At 44.0% G+C, this 18,994-nt stretch carries 16 protein-coding genes; 5 read left to right on the top strand and 11 right to left on the bottom strand.

What is annotated here, in order from left to right; genetic code table 11:
* Positions 1-37 precede the first annotated feature (37 nt).
* Positions 38-1,378: a metalloprotease PmbA gene (gene pmbA, locus Phpb_RS10100; protein WP_065390222.1), complete on the bottom strand. Its 1,341-nt coding sequence runs from the start codon at positions 1,376-1,378 to the stop codon at positions 38-40.
* Between the two features lie 201 nt (positions 1,379-1,579).
* Here pmbA and yjgA point away from each other — a divergent pair, with 201 nt between their 5' ends.
* Positions 1,580-2,119, top strand: a complete 540-nt coding sequence (gene yjgA, locus Phpb_RS10095) for a ribosome biogenesis factor YjgA (RefSeq protein WP_065390221.1) — start codon at positions 1,580-1,582, stop codon at positions 2,117-2,119.
* A 31-nt stretch (positions 2,120-2,150) separates the two neighbouring features.
* Here the strand turns inward: yjgA and Phpb_RS10090 are convergent, their stop codons facing one another.
* The 10 genes from Phpb_RS10090 to mreB all read right to left on the bottom strand — a co-directional run bounded on the left by Phpb_RS10090 (position 2,151) and on the right by mreB (position 14,020).
* Positions 2,151-2,420 carry a barstar family protein gene (locus Phpb_RS10090; RefSeq protein ID WP_011148185.1) on the bottom strand — a complete coding sequence of 90 codons (270 nt, stop codon included), beginning with the start codon at positions 2,418-2,420 and terminating at the stop codon, positions 2,151-2,153.
* Positions 2,421-2,424: 4 nt separating this feature from the next.
* Entirely contained in the window at positions 2,425-2,889 is a 465-nt protein-coding gene (locus Phpb_RS10085) for a ribonuclease domain-containing protein (RefSeq protein ID WP_065390220.1), read from the bottom strand.
* 41 nt (positions 2,890-2,930) lie between these two features.
* Entirely contained in the window at positions 2,931-4,376 is a 1,446-nt protein-coding gene (tldD, locus tag Phpb_RS10080; RefSeq protein WP_065390219.1) for a metalloprotease TldD, read from the bottom strand.
* 5 nt (positions 4,377-4,381) lie between these two features.
* The gene (gene nit1 / locus Phpb_RS10075; protein WP_065390218.1) at positions 4,382-5,239 is read right to left on the bottom strand and encodes a deaminated glutathione amidase; all 858 of its coding nucleotides are present in this window, start codon (positions 5,237-5,239) and stop codon (positions 4,382-4,384) included.
* Complete coding sequence (yhdP, locus tag Phpb_RS10070) at positions 5,236-9,033, bottom strand: AsmA2 domain-containing protein YhdP (protein ID WP_065390217.1); 3,798 nt, start codon at positions 9,031-9,033, stop codon at positions 5,236-5,238. Before yhdP ends, nit1 begins: the two co-directional genes overlap by 4 nt.
* Before the next feature lie 48 nt (positions 9,034-9,081).
* Entirely contained in the window at positions 9,082-10,551 is a 1,470-nt protein-coding gene (gene rng, locus Phpb_RS10065) for a ribonuclease G (protein ID WP_065390216.1), read from the bottom strand.
* The gene (locus tag Phpb_RS10060; protein ID WP_065390215.1) at positions 10,548-11,135 is read right to left on the bottom strand and encodes a Maf family protein; all 588 of its coding nucleotides are present in this window, start codon (positions 11,133-11,135) and stop codon (positions 10,548-10,550) included. The genes rng and Phpb_RS10060 overlap by 4 nt, the downstream gene beginning before the upstream one ends.
* A gap of 208 nt (positions 11,136-11,343) precedes the next feature.
* Positions 11,344-11,832 carry a rod shape-determining protein MreD gene (mreD, locus tag Phpb_RS10055; RefSeq protein ID WP_036776004.1) on the bottom strand — a complete coding sequence of 163 codons (489 nt, stop codon included), beginning with the start codon at positions 11,830-11,832 and terminating at the stop codon, positions 11,344-11,346.
* The gene (gene mreC, locus Phpb_RS10050; protein ID WP_036776005.1) at positions 11,832-12,866 is read right to left on the bottom strand and encodes a rod shape-determining protein MreC; all 1,035 of its coding nucleotides are present in this window, start codon (positions 12,864-12,866) and stop codon (positions 11,832-11,834) included. Before mreC ends, mreD begins: the two co-directional genes overlap by 1 nt.
* A gap of 110 nt (positions 12,867-12,976) precedes the next feature.
* Complete coding sequence (mreB, locus tag Phpb_RS10045) at positions 12,977-14,020, bottom strand: rod shape-determining protein MreB (RefSeq protein ID WP_011148194.1); 1,044 nt, start codon at positions 14,018-14,020, stop codon at positions 12,977-12,979.
* Positions 14,021-14,680: 660 nt separating this feature from the next.
* On the opposite strand from mreB, the gene acuI reads away from it, so the two are divergent.
* From acuI to accC, 4 genes are all read left to right on the top strand, one after another.
* Positions 14,681-15,658, top strand: a complete 978-nt coding sequence (gene acuI, locus Phpb_RS10040; RefSeq protein WP_065390214.1) for an acrylyl-CoA reductase (NADPH) — start codon at positions 14,681-14,683, stop codon at positions 15,656-15,658.
* A gap of 209 nt (positions 15,659-15,867) precedes the next feature.
* Positions 15,868-16,320 (top strand): type II 3-dehydroquinate dehydratase, encoded by a 453-nt coding sequence (gene aroQ / locus Phpb_RS10035; protein ID WP_065390213.1) that lies wholly within the window; start codon positions 15,868-15,870, stop codon positions 16,318-16,320.
* Positions 16,321-16,348: 28 nt separating this feature from the next.
* Positions 16,349-16,819 carry an acetyl-CoA carboxylase biotin carboxyl carrier protein gene (gene accB, locus Phpb_RS10030; protein WP_065390212.1) on the top strand — a complete coding sequence of 157 codons (471 nt, stop codon included), beginning with the start codon at positions 16,349-16,351 and terminating at the stop codon, positions 16,817-16,819.
* 12 nt (positions 16,820-16,831) lie between these two features.
* Positions 16,832-18,181 (top strand): acetyl-CoA carboxylase biotin carboxylase subunit, encoded by a 1,350-nt coding sequence (gene accC, locus Phpb_RS10025; protein ID WP_046395108.1) that lies wholly within the window; start codon positions 16,832-16,834, stop codon positions 18,179-18,181.
* The last annotated feature ends 813 nt before the right edge of the window (positions 18,182-18,994 follow it).

The raw sequence follows: 18,994 nt of genomic DNA, 5'->3' as shown, positions 1-18,994 counted from the left end.
GTCCGGGCTGACTAAAATAATCGGAAACGGGTATCTCTTATTGACCAGCGATACTCATTTCCGGTAGTAAGACTGAACCGCACTGGATATTACTGCGAGTTTCAATATCATCCCCAATAGTGACCATATTAGCCCACATATCTTTCAAATTACCGGCAATAGTAATCTCACTGACAGGATACTGAATCTCACCATTTTCTACCCAAAAACCAGCGGCCCCACGGGAATAATCGCCGGTTACTGCACTGACGCCCTGCCCCATCAGTTCAGTGACCACTAACCCTGTTCCCATTTGACGCAGCAAACCTGCGAAATCCTGACCTTGCCCTGCAATGCACCAGTTGTGAATTCCACCTGCATGGCCGGTACTTGCCATTCCTAGCTTACGGGCAGAATAACTTGTCAGAAGCCAGGTCTGTAATATCCCATCCTTAATGATGTCCCGATTACAGGTAGAAACACCTTCACTATCAAATGGAGAAGAAGCTAAACCTGCCAGTAAATGTGGCCGCTCTTCAATTGTCAGCCATGATGGCAGAATTTGTTTGCCCAGATGATCAAGCAAGAAAGAGGATTTCCGGTAAATACTGCTACCACTGATAGCGCCAACCAGATGACCGAAAAGGCCCGTTGCAACCTCCGCAGCAAACAACACCGGCGCTTTCATAGTCGGCAATTTACGTGGCGACAAACGAGATAACGCACGGCGAGCACATTCCTGCCCAACCCATTCTGGCGATTTTAAATCTTCAAAACGACGACTAATGGTATACGCATAGTCCCGTTCCATATCGCCATCAAGTTCAGCAATCACACAACTCGACATAGAGTGACGACTGGAACAATAGCTTTGCAACATACCGTGGCTGTTACCAAACACTCTGATGCCATAATGGCTGTTAAAACTGCCGCCTTCGGTATTGGTAATTCGCTTATCGGCCTGTAATGCCGCTTGCTCTGCACGAGCTGCTAGTTCAATCGCGTTATCAGTATCCAATTCTGTTGGATGGAACAGGTCAAGATCTGGTGCTTCAAACGCCAGTAACGCTTTATCTGCCGGGCCAGCACAGGGGTCCTGAGAGGTATAGCGAGCGATATCAATCGCTGCCTGAACAGTACGAGCAATGGCGTCCGGGCTTAAATCTGTCGATGATGCGCTACCTTTACGTTGCTGATGGTAGACGGTAATCCCCAGCGCACCATCGCTATTGAATTCTACATTTTCTATTTCACCAAAGCGGGTACTGACACTAATACCCGTTGTTTTATTAACCGCGACCTCCGCAGCATCACAACCCGCTTTTGCCAGCTCTAGTGCCTGTGAAACTGCATTTTCCAGTTGTTTGCGTTGTTCCGCAATTTGATCCGTGATTTTCATTAATTACCCGTAATTTGATGAATAAAGGGAAAATCTGTCGGGAAAACAGGGCCATTTTATCCACACAGTCAATGCCGAGTGGTAATCAGACGTTTTTCCCAGTTACAATACACAATATTAGGATGTTAACACCCACCGGGCTACAGGTCATGCACCAAAAATCAACCTGCCAGCTCCGGCCTTTTTAAAAGGAAAACCACTATGGCAAAGCAGCCTGAAGATTGGCTCAATGATTCTCCCGCTGAAGAGGAAGAAGAAGAGATAATTTGGGTCAGTAAAAGCGAAATTAAACGTGATGCCGAAGCATTGAAAAAGCTGGGTACAGAATTGGTTGAGCTCAGCAAAAGTGCGCTTGAACGCGTTCCGTTAGATGAGGATCTGCTGGCCGCCATTGAACTTGCACAGAAGATAAAAAGAGAGGGGCGCCGTCGCCAATTACAATTTATTGGCAAACTGCTGCGTACCCGGGATGTCGAGCCAATTACCACCGCGCTTGATAAACTGAAAAATCGTCATAATCAGCAAATCACTCTGTTCCATAAACTGGAAGAATTACGCGATAAATTGATTGATGGCAATGACGATGTTATTGATGAAGTAGTGGCGTTATTCCCACAAACCGATCGCCAGCAATTGCGTACTTTGATCCGCAACGCCAAAAAAGAAAAGGCGGCAAATAAGCCACCTAAATCTTATCGCCAGATTTTCCAGTATCTTAAAGATATGGCTGAATCCGCTTAACGACCTAAAACCCGTAAGGTTCTAATTTCTGTTAGGGGAAAATATTAAAACTCAATTCCCCTTCCAGTTCTTCTTCTGCTTCTTCAAACAAAAGCACTAACGAGGAGAAATCGCGTTCTTTCTGCTGCGTAAAATGGATGAAATTGACCTCTACAGGTAACTCAATTCCTCCTGTCACAACATCCCACAAAGCATCCAAATTACTACCAAACTCGTCTCCTAACTCAAATTGTTCAGAAAACTGCTGATAGAACATTTTCAGATCAGGGATACGGTCAAAATCAAACTCCACTTTATGCATAGAATTACTCCATTAAGGTAAAACTTTTGTAATGATCCAACGTCAGATAAATCAGACCATCAGATGAATAAAGCAATCTGTCACTCCCTCTGTGCCCACAACGGTAGTTAACATCCGCTTCAAACCACTGACGTTTCGGTTTCATTGGCAGCCTCTTTTCACGGTTAGTAAATTTGTCGCCACCAATTGCTCTACCCGGCAGAACCTGACATAAATTTCCCTGTTTTGCATTCCAGCCAAGGTCGCGGGCCTGCTTTTTAGTAATATAAATATCGGGTAATTTATTATTCTGTCGTAAGTAAGCCACTACGTTATTCTGTTCAGTTAACCCTTCAATCCGTTGTATTGCTGAGGTACCCCCATCTGTTTCTGGAGCCTGCAACAGCGTCTTATCAACATCTTTAGCAAAAGTACCACAAGCCACAACCAAAACAGTCAGTAACACACCTGCTAGCCAAGTCTTCTTCATGACTATCCTTATATGATCTATCTCGGATAAACAGCCAAAAATCAGGCTGTTCCTCCAACGGTCAAGTTGTCCAGTTTCAAAGTAGGCTGACCAACACCAACAGGTACGCTCTGGCCCTCTTTGCCACAAACCCCGACACCTTTATCTAGATCAAGATCGTTCCCTACCATAGAGATCTGCTGCATCGCCTCAATACCGGAACCGATAAGGGTCGCACCTTTCACTGGTTTGGTAATTTTACCGTTCTCAATCAGATAAGCCTCAGATGTCGAGAACACGAATTTACCGGAAGTGATATCCACTTGACCACCACCAAAATTTGGCGCATATAAACCATTTCGCACACTACCGATAATCTCTTCCGGTGTGGAATGACCCGCCAGCAAATAGGTATTAGTCATACGAGGCATTGGTAGATGAGCATAAGATTCACGGCGACCATTGCCAGTCGGCGCGACACCCATCAGACGTGCATTCATTTTGTCCTGCATGTAACCTTTCAGAATGCCATTTTCAATTAATACATTGTATTGTCCAGGAACGCCTTCATCATCAATTGTCAATGACCCACGACGACCTTTTATCGTGCCATCATCAACCACAGTACAAAGTTCTGACGCGACCTTCTCACCAATCTGACCAGAAAACACCGAAGTACCACGGCGGTTAAAATCACCTTCCAGCCCATGACCAACCGCTTCATGCAGCAACACGCCCGGCCAACCTGCCCCTAGAACAACCGGCATAGTACCAGCGGGTGCTGCAACAGCGGAAAGGTTCACCAGTGCCATACGAACAGCTTCACGGGCAAATTGTTCTGCGCGGATTTGACCACTAACCACTTCCAGAAAATATTCATAACCGTAACGGCCGCCGCCACCACTGCTGCCGTGTTCACGTTTACCGTTATCTTCCACCAGCACCGTGACAGATAAACGAATGAGAGGACGAATATCAGCCGCCAAAGTCCCATCGGTCGCCGCGACCAACACTCGTTCATAGATCCCTGTCAGACTGGCATTGACCTCCTGTACTCTCGGATCTTCCGCTCGAGCCACCTGATCCACACGCTGCAATAACGCGATCTTTTCTTCACGGGAAAAACTTTGCAGCGGATCAATTGCCGCATAAAGCGGAGAATAGGTCACTTCGCCAAAGGTATGGACTTTACCATTCCCGTTTTCATGGACAATGCTACGGGCAGCCTGTGCGCTTTGTTGCAACGCATTCAATGTGATCTGGTCTGCATAAGCGAAACCCGTTTTTTCACCACTGATTGCCCTAACACCAACCCCCTGATCAATATTATAGGAACCATCCTTAATAATCCGATCTTCCAACACCCAAGATTCATGGTAGCTGGATTGAAAATAGAGATCGGCATAATCCAGCCGACGTTCAGTCATTTGACCAAGTACTGAAAACAGATCTTGATGGCTTAATTTATTTGCAGCCAGTAAGTGTTCACTGACAGTAGTTAAACTCATAATTGCTACTCTTTAATTTGCGGTATTTTTTCAATCAAGGAAGTCAACTGCGGCCGGAAGCGGTTATGTTTCACCACTTTCATTTGCTCACGCATAATCTTCAAGCTATCTGCCCTGACATTCAGTTGTAGTGCACTGACTGCATCGGGGTTTTTCTTAATCACTTTCCCCCAACCATCCACTGCCATTGAGTGACCCCACGTCTGACGGGTTCCATGTACACCAACCTGAGCCGGCGCTAACAGGATACATTGGTTTTCAATAGCACGAGCCCGTAACAGTGGCTCCCAATGCGCTTTTCCTGTCAAACGAGTAAACGCCGCAGGAACAGATATTAACTCAGCGCCTTGCTCACGTAACGCCTGAAACAACCCAGGGAAGCGTAGATCATAACATATGGTCATCCCGAGACGGCCAATAGGGGTATCCACAACGGTAATATGTTCCCCACGTTGGAAAACGGACGATTCGTTATATGATCCATGTTCATCATTAATATTGACATCAAACATATGGATTTTGTCGTAACGGGCGCAAATCTTACCCTGATCATCAAACAACAAGCTACTACTGGTGAGCCGTTCAGGATTTTCACGACTGATAAGCGGCATAGAACCGATTAATAACCAAACACCATAACGGCGGGCAATCTCACTGACAGCTTGCTGCAAAGGCCCATGCCCCTGTTGTTCCGCATGCTTACGATAGCTATCAGCATTAGCAAACAACAATGCATTTTCCGGGGTCATAACAAACTTGATAGTATCTGGCAACTGCTTAATTTGCTGTTCAATTTGCGCCAAATTATGTTTGATATTCTCACCGCTACATAACTGCAAGAGTGCAACATTGACGTTTCTCATGTTCCTCTATTCTCCTTAAGCTGACGCAGAACTTCATCAATTTTCGGTTGTTCAAGATTACCAGTAATCCGGTAACGAATAACCGATATCTTATTCCATAACGGCCCCAAGACCTTGGTCGCCGCGAATAATGCAGCGCCAGCCATCGGATTGATGACAAAAGCCGTCGCTACCCCCACAGTAGCAGAAATCTCTGGCGTGACGATGGCTTCTATATTGATCTGCTGGCGAACAAGATCAATCTCACCTTTCGTTATCACATCGGCAATCAACCCATCGACCCGTAAGTTTTCAGTCTTGAGTATCCCATTTTTTACTGAAACATCACCACGAATTGAATCAAATTCAAAATCCTGGCTAAAGGTATCGCTGAAATCGAGCTGTAATTTACGTAACAGAGCATCAAAACTGACTAATTTTAGTAACTGGCCAGCACCTCCACCGCCCAATTTTTCAATAGCGCCTTTGCCTAAGTTGCTTTTAAGATTGCCATTCAGCGTTTGGAAATTGGGTTTCCACGGTGTATCCCACCAATTAAAATCAAAACGGAAGGTAAACGGTGAATTTACAATCGGTACAACTATACCAAGGTAAGATGCCATCTCATCAAACTTTTCACCAGAAAATTGCCCCATAATACGAGTATTATTCCCTACCGCACCTTCTTGCCAACGACCTGCCAAATTCAGTTTACTGACACTGTTTTCTACTATTCCATCTCTTAATACAAGCGAATTACCTTCTGGAATCAGGGAACCAGACACCTTCCCAAGCTTCAATCCCATAATCCAACATTCAGAACAGATGATATCTAATGAAGGCCATTGGTTCAGCGAATAACGCAGAGTTGTACCTGTCTGAGATTGTTTAGGTAAATCGGATTCAGCTTGCTGAGAGCTATATTGCAAAGGATTATAGTAAAGATAGCTCAAATTCATTTGCCAAGGGCCACTATTACGGATATTAAGTTTACCGTTGATTTCCCGGCTATTAGCAGTGACCTGCGTTCCCCAAAACTGTTTTTCCACATCCAACGATAACTGATTCCAACGCTGTCCCCCCACATCCAGTGATGGAAGTGATATATAAAGATGCTGTGGCAACATTGACATACCTGCCAATGAAGAACCAGAAGCTAGAGGCGCAATCAGTCCTAACCACTCTTCACCCTCAATTGCCGGAAGATTCAATTCCAATAGGGATTTTTCAGGTAAATCAGGAATGTTGTTACTGTTACTTTGTAAAATTCCTCGTGATAGTTGAGTGTTTTTCCCTGCCAAACGCCATTGAGTATTAAATGCATACTGTTTATCTAAAATGCCTTTTACTCGCAACTGCTCCATATCACCATCAGCCAGAATATGAAGAGTGCGCAGTTCATCCGCTTTCAAGGCAGATAAATGACTATCCACTTGTGATAAATCAGCGTCGATTTTCACATCATATTGAGGCTTCCTCTGAAACGGCAAACTAATACCAACCTTTCCTTGCCAATCAACAGAGCCAGAAAATACTTTAGCAATCTCCGGTGAAAATCCAGATAATTTTGCAAGAGCCCAACGCGCATTCAGGCCAACATTGACTCGATAATTTTTGGGTAAACTCTCGGTAGAAAAATCAACTGTAACAGGCTGTCCAAGCCATTGAGCCGATAATTTGCCACTTTGTAAATTACCATTATTAAAGCGAAACCGGCCACTCACATTTCTCATTTCGCTGCTTAGGGGCTTAATCAACAAGTGATTATTTTTTAAAGTCACCTCACCGCGAGCATCCACATTGCCACCATTGAGAGGAATATCCAAATGCAAATTACCCGCGATCTGACCACCGACCTGTAATGTCTCCAGTGTTTCACCAACAGAATTTGCTAACGGGCTGCGGGTAAAATATTCATGAATATCTTTGCCATCTCCCAGAAGATCAGTATCGATTAATAATTTCTTATTACGATAATTAGGAATTACCGCTGACAGATTACTGGCTTTCACTTTACCGAGTGCCGTTTGCGGAGCAAGCATCCATAGACCGTTATTCTGGAAATTAAGATCAATATTGAGATCCAGCAGTGCCGGCCAATTTGGTTGATACTGGAAAGTCGCATGACGCAATGGAGCAAAAACTTGAAACTGCCCATTATTCTTTGCAAATGGGAAATCTTTTGGATTGCCTTGAAAAACAAAAGTCGCGTTTTCTATCTGCCCTTTAATAATTGAAGCTGTCAGATAGTCAGTCAAAGGCGTCCCCATCAAAGGTTCTGGAAAATATCGCCAGGCATCACCCGCATCATAAACCCGCACTCCCGCCAGAATACTCAGCGCCGGAGGCTGTTCTTTAGGCTGTTGATAACGAAAATCACCATTGACCCACAATGATTTCCCTTGCAAATCCAACCCTTGACTCCAGAGTTGTAAACCCCGCTCACCTTGCCGCCAGAGTATTTCGCCATGACTTTGGGATATCTCAAACGGTGCCCGGAACATATCGCGGTAATCAACGACACTATCCTTCAACGCAAAACTCAGTCTACCTTGCCGCAAGCTGCCATTGAGAGAACCAGAGAAATTATCGATAGAAGGCAATTCCTGCCAGCGTTGCCAACTAACATTTTGCCATTGCATACTGATTCGGGAATCATCTGCTATTTTGGGTGTAATATCGAGGGCAAGATACTTTACCAATCCTTGTGGCTGACGACGCTGCCAATCCTTCACCAGATCAGAAGTCAAAAAAGAAAAAGTCGGTAAAATGCTACTTAGCCGTTCAAGTTGAATATTTTTCGCCCGAACACGCCAATGATCATGACCATCAACTCTCTTGGCTTTCGGCAGATAGAGCACTGATACTTTTCCTGACGGCCATTGCTGACTATCAGTGATCAAATTTGCCAGCTCAGGTACATCAAACAACCAACCACCATCTTGACGGCGCATCCGTAACACCAGATCACTGACAGAAAGGTTGTGAGATTTGTTAGCAACTTTCCAATTAGCTTCTCCCTGACGGAGTTGCAGTTGGCCGCCATCAATTCGACCCTCTTTAAGCATAATCCAACTAGACAAACTAAACTCAGCATCCTTCAACCCAGTATTATCCTGCAACCAATGACTTAACCACGGATGAATATCGACCTTATCTGCCTGCAAATAAATGGTCCCGTTATCCAACACGCCATTAGTGTCATGCAAATCAAATTTAACTTGTATATTCCCATGCTGATTATTGATAGAAGAGAGACTAATTTTCCCTTGAGCACGGTGACGATTATCTTTATTCAGCCAAGTTAATTGTGGTAACAACAGATCAGCACGTTCACCAGAGGGAGTAAGGAAAGTAAACCGGCTATCTTGCAGATTAAAATGATCAAACTGCTCCAGAAACAGATCAGAAAATAGATCCGATTGGGAAAACATATTACCGCTTTGATCCTTAAATAGCGGTTGATGGTAATCTACCTGTAACTGATAAAAAGTAAGATCGCGAAAATTCCAACGCATTCTTAACAAAGATAACCAGATATCCAATGCAACCGTGATCTTTTTGGCTTTCACATCTGCATTTGCCGTTTTTACAGTGATATCACGTAATTCAAAAACAGGCCCGAAAGATTCCCATTCTCCCGCAATATATCCAGCATCAATAGGTACACCAATAATTGACTCAACTTTAGCGAATAATTGTGGGCGGTAATCATTAATATGTGGCAGTAGAAAACGTAATCCACTGACAAGCAAAGCCACAATAATAATGACTATTGCGGCTGTCGCTAATAATACTCCCGGCAGTCGCCTCACACATATCTCCTTGGTTACCAATGCTGTTATGTCAGCAAATTTGGATGGTTACATCATAACTACGTCAAATTGTTCCTGACTGTAGAGCTGTTCTGTCTGAACTTTTACCTGTTTGCCGACAAAAATCTCCACTTCCGCCAGTGCATGAGATTCCTCGCTTTTCAGCGCTTCGGCCACTGCTGGCGAGGCATAAATAAGGAAACGATCGGCGTCGACTGCCCGGTGCACACGCACAATTTCACGCATAATCTCATAACAGACAGTTTCAACCGATTTTACGGTTCCTCTTCCTTTACAAGTAGGACAATCGCTACAAAGTATATGTTCTATACTTTCACGAGTCCGCTTGCGGGTCATTTCCACCAATCCGAGTTGGGAAAAACCATTAATCGTCGTCTTAACACGATCTTTACTCAGAGCCTGCTCAAGAGAAGCCAATACCCGTCGACGATGTTCTTCGCTATTCATATCGATAAAATCGATAATAATAATACCACCCAGATTACGCAGCCTTAATTGCCTGGCAATAGCTTGCGTCGCCTCAATATTGGTATTGAAAATAGTTTCTTCCAAATTGCGATGCCCAACAAATGCACCGGTATTAATATCAATTGTGGTCATCGCTTCAGTTTGGTCAATAATTAAATAACCACCTGATTTTAATTCAACTTTTCGATCAAGTGCTCGCTGAACTTCATTTTCTACATCAAACAGATCGAATATAGGCTGATTACCGTTATAAAGTTCCAATCTGGCTGTCATTTTAGGAATATATTCGCGAATAAATTCCTGTAACTGAGTAAACGTTAAACGAGAATCCACACGAATACGATCAAGGGCCGCACCGGCGAAATCTCGCAAAATACGATGGGCCAGAGCCAATTCGCCATAAAGTTTATTTTTAGTGATATTGCGCTTTTTACGCTCCATCACCTTACTCCATAGACGTTTCAAGAAAGCCGCATCCTGAGCTAATTCTTCGTCGCCAACGCCCTCGGCAGCCGTTCTAATAATGAAACCGCCATATTCATCACAATAGTCAGCGACAATATTTTTCAGCCGATTACGCTCGCCTTCACTTTCAATACGTTGTGAAACCCCGACATGAGAAGCTCCGGGCATAAATACCAGATAGCGGGAAGGTAAGGTAATATCCGTAGTTAGCCGAGCGCCTTTAGTACCAAGGGGATCTTTCACCACTTGAACCATTAAATCTTGTCCCTGACGAACCAACTCAGCAATATCTTTGACATGAAAGTTCTTTTGCTCCTCACCGGCAATACATTCCGTGTGAGGCACAATATCTGAAGCATGAAGGAAGGCGGCTTTTTCCAGACCAATATCAACAAAAGCAGCCTGCATCCCCGGTAATACCCGACTTACACGACCTTTATAAATATTGCCGACAATTCCCCTTTTAACTTCCCTTTCAATATGGATTTCTTGCAAAATCCCACCATCAATGTAGGCAACACGTGTTTCGGACGGTGTGATGTTGACTAATAACTCTGCTGTCATGTGTTCCCCTCCCCATCAACTAACACAAAAAACTTTGTGATTAATTCGTGCGTTTCCACCAATGGCAGACCAACAACTGAGTGATAACTCCCATTCAACGTTTTAACAAAGCAACCCGCTTTTCCCTGAATACCATAAGCACCCGCTTTGTCCATCGGCTCACCGGTTGCTACATAATCCAAAATTTCCTGCGTGGATAATTGGCGAAAGGTTACATCTGTAACGACTATATCACTTAAGGTACGCTGACTATCTGATAAAGCAATAGCTGTAATCACCTGATGACACTGACCAGAAAGCGCACTAAGCATTTCAACAGCATGTTGTTCACTACGCGGTTTTTCGAGAATCTTACCATTCAATACAACAACAGTATCCGCTCCCAACACCAGAAAATCCTCTGGTGCAATAGCAACTCCCGCCAGAGATTTATCTTTTGCTAATCGGCTAACATACTGACGCGGAGTTTCACCCTCTTGCCATTGCTCCTTTACCTGAGGAGAAAGAATTTCAAATTTAAAGTCCAATAATTCAACCAGCTCACGCCGCCTTGGTGAACCGGAAGCCAGATAAAGGGTTTTCATGATGATATCGTCCTTACTACTACCTATCTCATTAGGCTATTTCATTTGCCATTTTGAACCCAGAGCAGAGTTTAATCCTCACGTACATTATGTACGCTCCGATTATACACACTACTCATATCCTCAAGTTACTTGGAAAGAATGGCCTGCATCAGTAACGCCTGCTGGAATAAGCTCTATCAGGACATTAAAAACTGCGATCCGACCACTAGTGTACATTAAACTGACGACGGATTTTTCGCATTAACAGGAACAACCACGGCCAAAGAATACCATTGACCAAACTGTTCCAGAATACTTCTGGATGAAAAGCAACATTTGATAACAAAAACTCCGCCCAAAAAACACTGAAATCCATCAGTATCGATAAAGCAACGACGACCAAAGCCTGCTGCCAAAGCGCCATATTGCGGAACAATTGAAACTTAAATGACACCAAATAACTCACAAGGCTGTAAGACAAAGCGTTAACACCCAGTGTCGCCCCCTGAATCAAATCTACGATGATCCCCAATACAAAACCGGTACCAACGCTGACTCTATGAGGTAACGCCATCACCCAATAAATCAACAATAGTGCCGACCAGGTTGGCCGATACATATAAATTTGCTCCGGCCACGGCATAATTTGCAGCACCATTGCAATCAAGAAAGATAACCAAATGATCCAACGCCCATGACTCCGGTATTGATTCATTAACGATTTCCCGAATTTATAAATTTAGCAGACGTTATTGTCGATTCAGCATTTTTCACTCTTTCTGTTGTCTTGGTTGTTTCATCAGAAACAGACGATGGCGCTGGTGGTCCCATTTCATTTGCATGCGGCAATACCTGAGGCATCATTTGCATTAAACGTTCATTAGCTACACGATAAACCTCTGAGGGAGGCAGTGGTTCAGATGGATTATTATCCGCCCCCCACAATAACAACAAATAACGCAAACGCTGTAATTCTGCTGTTGGCCGAGCATGAATCACCGTATAGGCCCGCTGATTATCGACTTTAACTGACGAAACCACCGCCACCGGATAACCTTCCGGGAAGCGGCCGCCTAACCCAGAAGTCACCAGCACATCCCCAACCCGAATATCTGTGTTGCTTGGTAATGACTCAAACTGCAAATCATCAGCGCAACCCGTACCAGCAATAATCGCCCTGATATCATTACGTAAGACCTGGATTGGCAAAGCATGGGTCGTATCACAAATCAGTAATACCCGGCTAGTAAACTGACTGACAGCAACCACCTGACCCACAATGCCTTTATCACTGATAACAGGTTGCCCTTCATAAACGCCTTCCCTTGATCCCTTATCGATGACGACCTGATCACTATAAGGATTAGCCCTACCGGAGATCACCTGCGTCACCATCATGTGTTCATCCTGACGTAAAGGCGACCCCAATAGCTCACGCAAGCGGGAGTTTTCCTGTTTAAGCTGCCCTAATAACAGCATATCACTGTTTTTCATCAATAATTCTTGGCGTAAAGCACGATTTTCCAATCGAAGTTGTTCACGGGAGGCAAGGGTTTCTGACACACCATCAAGCACTTGACGCGGGCCATTGGCGAGAAAATAAAATGGACTAACTACCGTATCCATATAATTACGAACTTTACTGAGAGCATCAAGACGGCTGTCTGCCACAACCAAAGCAATGGCAACAATAACAGCAAAGAAAAGTCGTAATTGCAGGGAAGGCCCCCTGCTAAAAATTGGCTTCATAAGCTGCGCTATTCCAAACTGTACTGTTTCATAAACAATGGAATTCCCAGACAGCAATAGCAAGGAGGTCTGAGCTGCCCGTCATTCCTCCCTCACTTGCAAGTTAACACTCACTCCTCGCTGAAGAGCTCACCGCCATGCATGTCGATCATTTCAAGTGCTTTCCCGCCACCACGGGCAACACATGTCAACGGATCTTCCGCAACAATGACTGGAATACCCGTTTCCTCTATCAGTAAACGGTCAAGATTGCGCAATAATGCACCACCACCAGTCAAGATCATGCCTCGTTCTGAAATATCGGAGGCCAATTCCGGCGGACATTGCTCAAGGGCGACCATGACAGCACTGACAATACCCGTTAAAGGCTCTTGCAGAGCTTCAAGAATTTCGTTGGAGTTAAGCGTAAAGCCGCGTGGCACACCTTCAGCCAGGTTACGACCACGAACTTCAATCTCCAACATCTCATCGCCAGGATAAGCAGAGCCGATTGTGTGTTTAATACGTTCAGCCGTCGCTTCACCAATCAGAGAACCATAATTACGACGAACATAATTGATAATCGCCTCATCAAAGCGATCACCACCGATACGCACAGACGAAGAATAAACAACCCCGTTCAAAGAGATAACCGCCACTTCTGTGGTGCCGCCGCCAATATCCACAACCATTGAGCCAGTGGCTTCAGAAACAGGTAAGCCAGCACCAATCGCCGCAGCCATAGGCTCTTCAATCAAAAATACTTCACGAGCGCCGGCACTGAGCGCCGACTCACGGATTGCCCGACGCTCAACCTGAGTTGCGCCAACAGGTACACAAACCAAAACTCGCGGGCTTGGACGCATGAAACTGTTGCTATGAACTTGCTTAATAAAGTGTTGCAGCATCTTCTCGGTAACATAAAAATCGGCAATCACGCCATCTTTCATCGGACGAATTGCCGCAATATTACCCGGTGTTCGACCCAGCATTTGCTTTGCTTCCTGCCCAACGGCAGCAACACTTTTCGATGAACCAGCACGATCCTGACGGATTGCGACAACAGAAGGTTCATTCAATACAATACCCTGACCTTTGACGTAAATAAGGGTATTGGCGGTACCCAAGTCAATAGACAAGTCGTTGGAAAACATGCCACGAAATTTTTTAAACATAGCGAAAGGATAATCCTGCAAGCTGGGGACGGAACGAAACCCGTCTACTCTACCAACCACATGAAGCAGCGACAAGGCGCACAAGCACCTGCTTCAATAAAAAAGTGGCTACGTTATTCATATCAACAACGCGATATTCTACGTTACTTCTCCCAAACGGAGCAGAAAAAAACTGCATAAAAATGGGTTAATTTTACCAATTGCTCCATAACGAAATGCAAGAACTGCCTGATTTTGCATAATTCAGCATTATGGCGCCACTGGTACCGTACCGGCTAAATCCGCTGCTGCTTTTTGACCAATAGTTATCCCGGTAAGCTCACATCAAGCTCATACCTATAAACTCATACCTCAGCTCACCATTACCTATACTTAAACTACAAGTAAGTAGTCTGTGTAGTGAGCAAATTAATGATGTAATAAACTGTGACTAAAATACAATACTTTCTGCTAAAAAATAATAAAAAACAGAATTTTCTGAAATAGAACACCATATGCAACAAAGCTGGAATATGACAATGGGATTACAGATAAAAATGCAAATAAATTCTGTTTTATAATCCATCAAAACTTTATTTTTTCTTATATACCTTATGTAAATCACCCATTTTTATCTATCCTTAATTGAATGACAAATCAATTACAGAGAACGGAACAATAATGAAAGCCCTGCTACTCAAACAACAACAGAACCAATTATCAGCATCCATTGAAGAAATTGACACAGCTCATCTTCCCAAAGGAGACGTTACCGTCGATATTCACTGGTCAACGCTGAACTATAAAGATGCATTAGCCATTACAGGTAAAGGAAAAATTATCCGCCAATTCCCAATGATACCGGGTATTGATTTCTCTGGCATTGTACACAGCACCGAAGATCCCCGTTTTCATATCGGTCAACATGTATTATTAACCGGCTGGGGGGTAGGAGAAAATCATTGGGGTGGTCTGGCGGAACAAGCCCGAGTTTCAGGAGAATGGTTAACACCCTTACCCGCCGGTTTAGATAGCAGACAAGCAATGATCATTGGTACTGCTGGCTTTACCGCCATGCTATGCGTTATCGCCTTGGAACAAGGCGGCGTTAAACCAGAAAGTGGTGATGTCATTGTGACAGGCGCCAGTGGTGGTGTAGGCAGTACTGCGATAGCCCTACTCTCACAACTGGGTTATTCCGTTGTCGCTGTTAGCGGCAGACCAGAAAATCATGAATATTTGTTATCTCTAGGGGCAAAAAAGGTTTTGCCGCGCCATGAATTTAGCCAACCACCTCGCCCACTGGAAAAACAACTTTGGGCCGGAGCCATCGACACGGTAGGCGATAATGTACTGGCAACAATACTGGCTCAAACTCACTATAACGGCACTGTTGCCGCCTGTGGCCTTGCCGGTAATGCAAATCTGCCAACAACAGTGATGCCATTTATCTTACGTAATGTACGTCTGCAAGGCGTAGAGTCTGTCACGGTTCCATCAGCCAAGCGACCTGCCGTGTGGCAACGCCTGCAAAAGCTATTACCGGCTTCTTTTTATCAGCGGGCAACGACAGAGATAACACTGGACCAAACTGTAGAATACGCCAATAAATTGATAGCTAACCAGGTTACAGGACGTACATTGGTAAGAGTTCGTTAAGAATTGTGATTAACCTCTAAAGTACAGTGGTTTTATTCTTGACATTTTTTCTGATAAGACCAGTATTTAGCTGCTAAATGCTACGATATCATTATAATGTCGCGCTTTATCGCCGAAATGAACTAAGTGGCTGTTACAAAAAGATGACAAATCGCTAATATCGGATTATGTTGGCGCATTGTTGACAAATTGCCGGAGATACCAGCACAATGGCAGACAAGTTTCACATTTTACTCCTCAATGGCCCTAACCTAAATATGTTAGGAACTCGGGAGCCTGATATTTATGGTAACTTAACACTTGGTGATATCGTCAGCAAAATGTCTGAAGAGGCCCATCAGTTAGGGGTCAAATTCAGTCACCTGCAATCCAATGCGGAATTTGAGCTGATAAATAGAATTCATTCTGCACAGGGTAATACCGATTTTATCTTGATTAACCCTGCTGCATTCACGCACACCAGCGTGGCACTGCGTGATGCATTGCTGACAGTGAAGATCCCATTTATTGAGATCCATCTCTCCAATGTTCACGCACGCGAGCCATTTCGTCATCACTCATATCTTTCAGATCTTGCTGTTGGTGTCATCAGCGGTTTAGGGGTAGATGGCTATAGCTTTGCATTACAGGCAGCGGTAAACCGCTTGTCAAAACTCAACTAATTAAACAGAAGAGTACGGAATCACACTCATGGATATTCGTAAGATAAAAAAACTGATCGAGCTGGTTGAAGAATCTGGCATCTCTGAACTGGAAATTTCTGAAGGGGAAGAGTCAGTGCGCATCAGCCGCGCATTAGCCCCCCAGAGTTTTCCGGCAGCTCAACAATATATTCCCGTTCAAGCACAACAACCTGCGTTAGCTGACGCTATCGCGCTTTCTCGCTCTCTGCCAGAAACAACCAACGACAAATCGGCTGCAATCGACGGTCACGTTGTTCGTTCCCCAATGGTAGGTACTTTCTATCGTACGCCTAGCCCGGATGCGAAACCATTTATCAACATCGGTGACCGTGTCAATGTAGGTGATACCCTCTGCATCGTTGAAGCAATGAAAATGATGAATCAGATCGAAGCCGACAAAGCAGGTGTGGTTAAAGCGATTCTTGTGGAAAGCGGTCAACCCGTTGAATTTGACGAGCCATTGGTCGTCATCGAATAACGAGGCGTTCCCATGCTTGATAAAATTGTAATTGCTAACCGTGGTGAAATTGCCCTGCGTATCCTGCGAGCTTGTAAAGAGTTGGGGATCAAAACCGTTGCGGTACATTCAGCTGCGGATCGTGACTTAAAACACGTACTGCTGGCAGACGAAACTATCTGTATTGGCCCGGCAGCTTCTGCAAAAAGCTACCTGAATATCCCAGCGATTATTTCTGCGGCGGAAATCACTGGTGCTGTGGCTATTCACCCTGGCTACGGTTTTCTGTCTGAAAATGCGGATTTTGCTGAACAGGTTGAACGTTCCGGCTTTATTTTTATCGGTCCAAAAGCAGAAACGATCCGCCTGATGGGTGATAAGGTTTCTGCTATCAATGCGATGAAAAAAGCGGGCGTTCCTTGTGTACCTGGCTCTGACGGCCCATTGTCTGATGACACAGAGAAAAACAAAGCCTTCGCTAAACGCATCGGCTATCCTGTCATCATCAAAGCGTCTGGCGGCGGCGGCGGTCGCGGTATGCGCGTCGTCCGCAGCGATAAAGATCTGGAACAATCAATCAATATGACCCGTGCGGAAGCAAAAGCTGCTTTCAATAACGATATGGTTTACATGGAAAAATTCCTTGAGAATCCACGTCATATTGAGATCCAGGTATTGGCCGACGGTCAAGGTCAAGCCATTTATCTGGCTGAACGTGATTGCTCTATGCAGCGCCGTCACCAGAAAGTTGTCGAAGAAGCCCCTGCGCCAGGCATCACACCAGAAATGCGTCGCAGCATTGGTGAACGCTGTGCTAACGCATGTATCGAAATTGGCTATCGTGGCGCCGGTACGTTCGAATTCCTGTATGAAAACGGCGAATTCTATTTCATTGAGATGAACACCCGTATTCAGGTCGAACATCCCGTTACAGAAATGATTACCGGTGTTGACCTGATTAAAGAGCAATTGCGGATTGCCGCAGGTATGCCACTCTCAATTAAGCAGAAAGATGTTGTTATTCGTGGTCACGCCATTGAGTGTCGTATCAACGCCGAAGATCCGAAAACGTTCCTGCCAAGCCCAGGTAAAATTACCCGTTTCCACTCACCAGGTGGATTTGGCGTACGTTGGGAATCGCATATTTATGCTGGCTACACCGTTCCCCCTTACTATGATTCAATGATTGGTAAGCTGATTACTTACGGTGAAAATCGAGACAATGCCATTGCCCGTATGAAAAATGCATTGGCAGAATTGATCATTGACGGCATCAAGACAAATATCGAGCTTCAACAGACGATTATGAATGATGAAAACTTTCAGAATGGTGGCACTAATATCCACTATCTGGAGAAAAAACTGGGATTACAGGAAACTTAAAACCGGTTTAATGACATCAATACCTTTGAAGGAGCGCTTAAACGCTCCTTCAGATTACTGACAAAACACCGCTTTTTAGCCGACACTTTGTTTTAATCGAGTTCTGTTCGCCAAACGGAGTTTACCGCCACTTTAAAAACCCACCTTGAGGTAAAATCAGTGTGATTTTAGAATCTGTAAAAAGGGCAAACGCATCACGAAAAAACCGGTAAAAACGTTAGTCATTAAAAGTAAAACCGAAAATAATTAAAGATTTTTTAAAGCAGGTAAAAAACTCGGTACTATACTGATATTGGAAGAGAAAACATCAGGAAAAACGGTTTTTAAATCTATTAACCGCATTAAAAAAATTTCTCAAAAAAAGATTTTGTATACCTGAAAGAAGTTTACGAAAAATGAGGATAATCGTTAAAAAAACTGAAAAGCTTTTAAATTAGACATGGAAAAAAGAACAAAAATGTTTAAAAGCATTAAAGATGATTAAAGAAATGAGCTACTTTTCCCTTTTTCAGCTATCTCAAGCACCTTTTTAGCGGTGATTAACCCAGTTATCCATCAAACATAAGGTTAAAAAAATAGGCTCCGATTAATACCAGATTTTTAGGCAAGACAGAATGACTAAAAAACAGTTTACTTCCTGCCATATTTAATGCATTTACCAACGATGCTATACTCCATTTATTTTATAATTACCTAATCTACCATGACCATTTGAAAGCGAAAATACAAATATATTAAAGCTTGGCGGATTCGACTAATAAGCGCAATTTTTCAAAAGGAGAGTTAATTGTATTTAATCGAAGTCATAAACCA

The sequence above is a fragment of the Photorhabdus namnaonensis genome, assembly GCF_001684335.1.
Taxonomy (GTDB): domain Bacteria; phylum Pseudomonadota; class Gammaproteobacteria; order Enterobacterales; family Enterobacteriaceae; genus Photorhabdus; species Photorhabdus namnaonensis.
The sequence above is the reverse complement of the archived record's forward strand: the minus strand, read 5'-3'. Positions and strand labels throughout refer to the sequence as shown.

Bases quoted from the DNA above. Each gene is read 5' to 3' on its own strand.
- tldD (WP_065390219.1), bottom strand. From the start codon at position 4,376: ATGAGTTTAACTACTGTCAGTGAACACTTACTGGCTGCAAATAAATTA.
- rng (WP_065390216.1), bottom strand. From the start codon at position 10,551: ATGACAGCAGAGTTATTAGTCAACATCACACCGTCCGAAACACGTGTT.
- Phpb_RS10085 (WP_065390220.1), bottom strand. From the start codon at position 2,889: ATGAAGAAGACTTGGCTAGCAGGTGTGTTACTGACTGTTTTGGTTGTG.
- acuI (WP_065390214.1), top strand. From the start codon at position 14,681: ATGAAAGCCCTGCTACTCAAACAACAACAGAACCAATTATCAGCATCC.
- yjgA (WP_065390221.1), top strand. From the start codon at position 1,580: ATGGCAAAGCAGCCTGAAGATTGGCTCAATGATTCTCCCGCTGAAGAG.
- Phpb_RS10060 (WP_065390215.1), bottom strand. From the start codon at position 11,135: ATGAAAACCCTTTATCTGGCTTCCGGTTCACCAAGGCGGCGTGAGCTG.
- accC (WP_046395108.1), top strand. From the start codon at position 16,832: ATGCTTGATAAAATTGTAATTGCTAACCGTGGTGAAATTGCCCTGCGT.
- mreB (WP_011148194.1), bottom strand. From the start codon at position 14,020: ATGTTTAAAAAATTTCGTGGCATGTTTTCCAACGACTTGTCTATTGAC.
- accB (WP_065390212.1), top strand. From the start codon at position 16,349: ATGGATATTCGTAAGATAAAAAAACTGATCGAGCTGGTTGAAGAATCT.
- pmbA (WP_065390222.1), bottom strand. From the start codon at position 1,378: ATGAAAATCACGGATCAAATTGCGGAACAACGCAAACAACTGGAAAAT.
- nit1 (WP_065390218.1), bottom strand. From the start codon at position 5,239: ATGAGAAACGTCAATGTTGCACTCTTGCAGTTATGTAGCGGTGAGAAT.
- mreC (WP_036776005.1), bottom strand. From the start codon at position 12,866: ATGAAGCCAATTTTTAGCAGGGGGCCTTCCCTGCAATTACGACTTTTC.
- Phpb_RS10090 (WP_011148185.1), bottom strand. From the start codon at position 2,420: ATGCATAAAGTGGAGTTTGATTTTGACCGTATCCCTGATCTGAAAATG.
- mreD (WP_036776004.1), bottom strand. From the start codon at position 11,832: ATGAATCAATACCGGAGTCATGGGCGTTGGATCATTTGGTTATCTTTC.
- aroQ (WP_065390213.1), top strand. From the start codon at position 15,868: ATGGCAGACAAGTTTCACATTTTACTCCTCAATGGCCCTAACCTAAAT.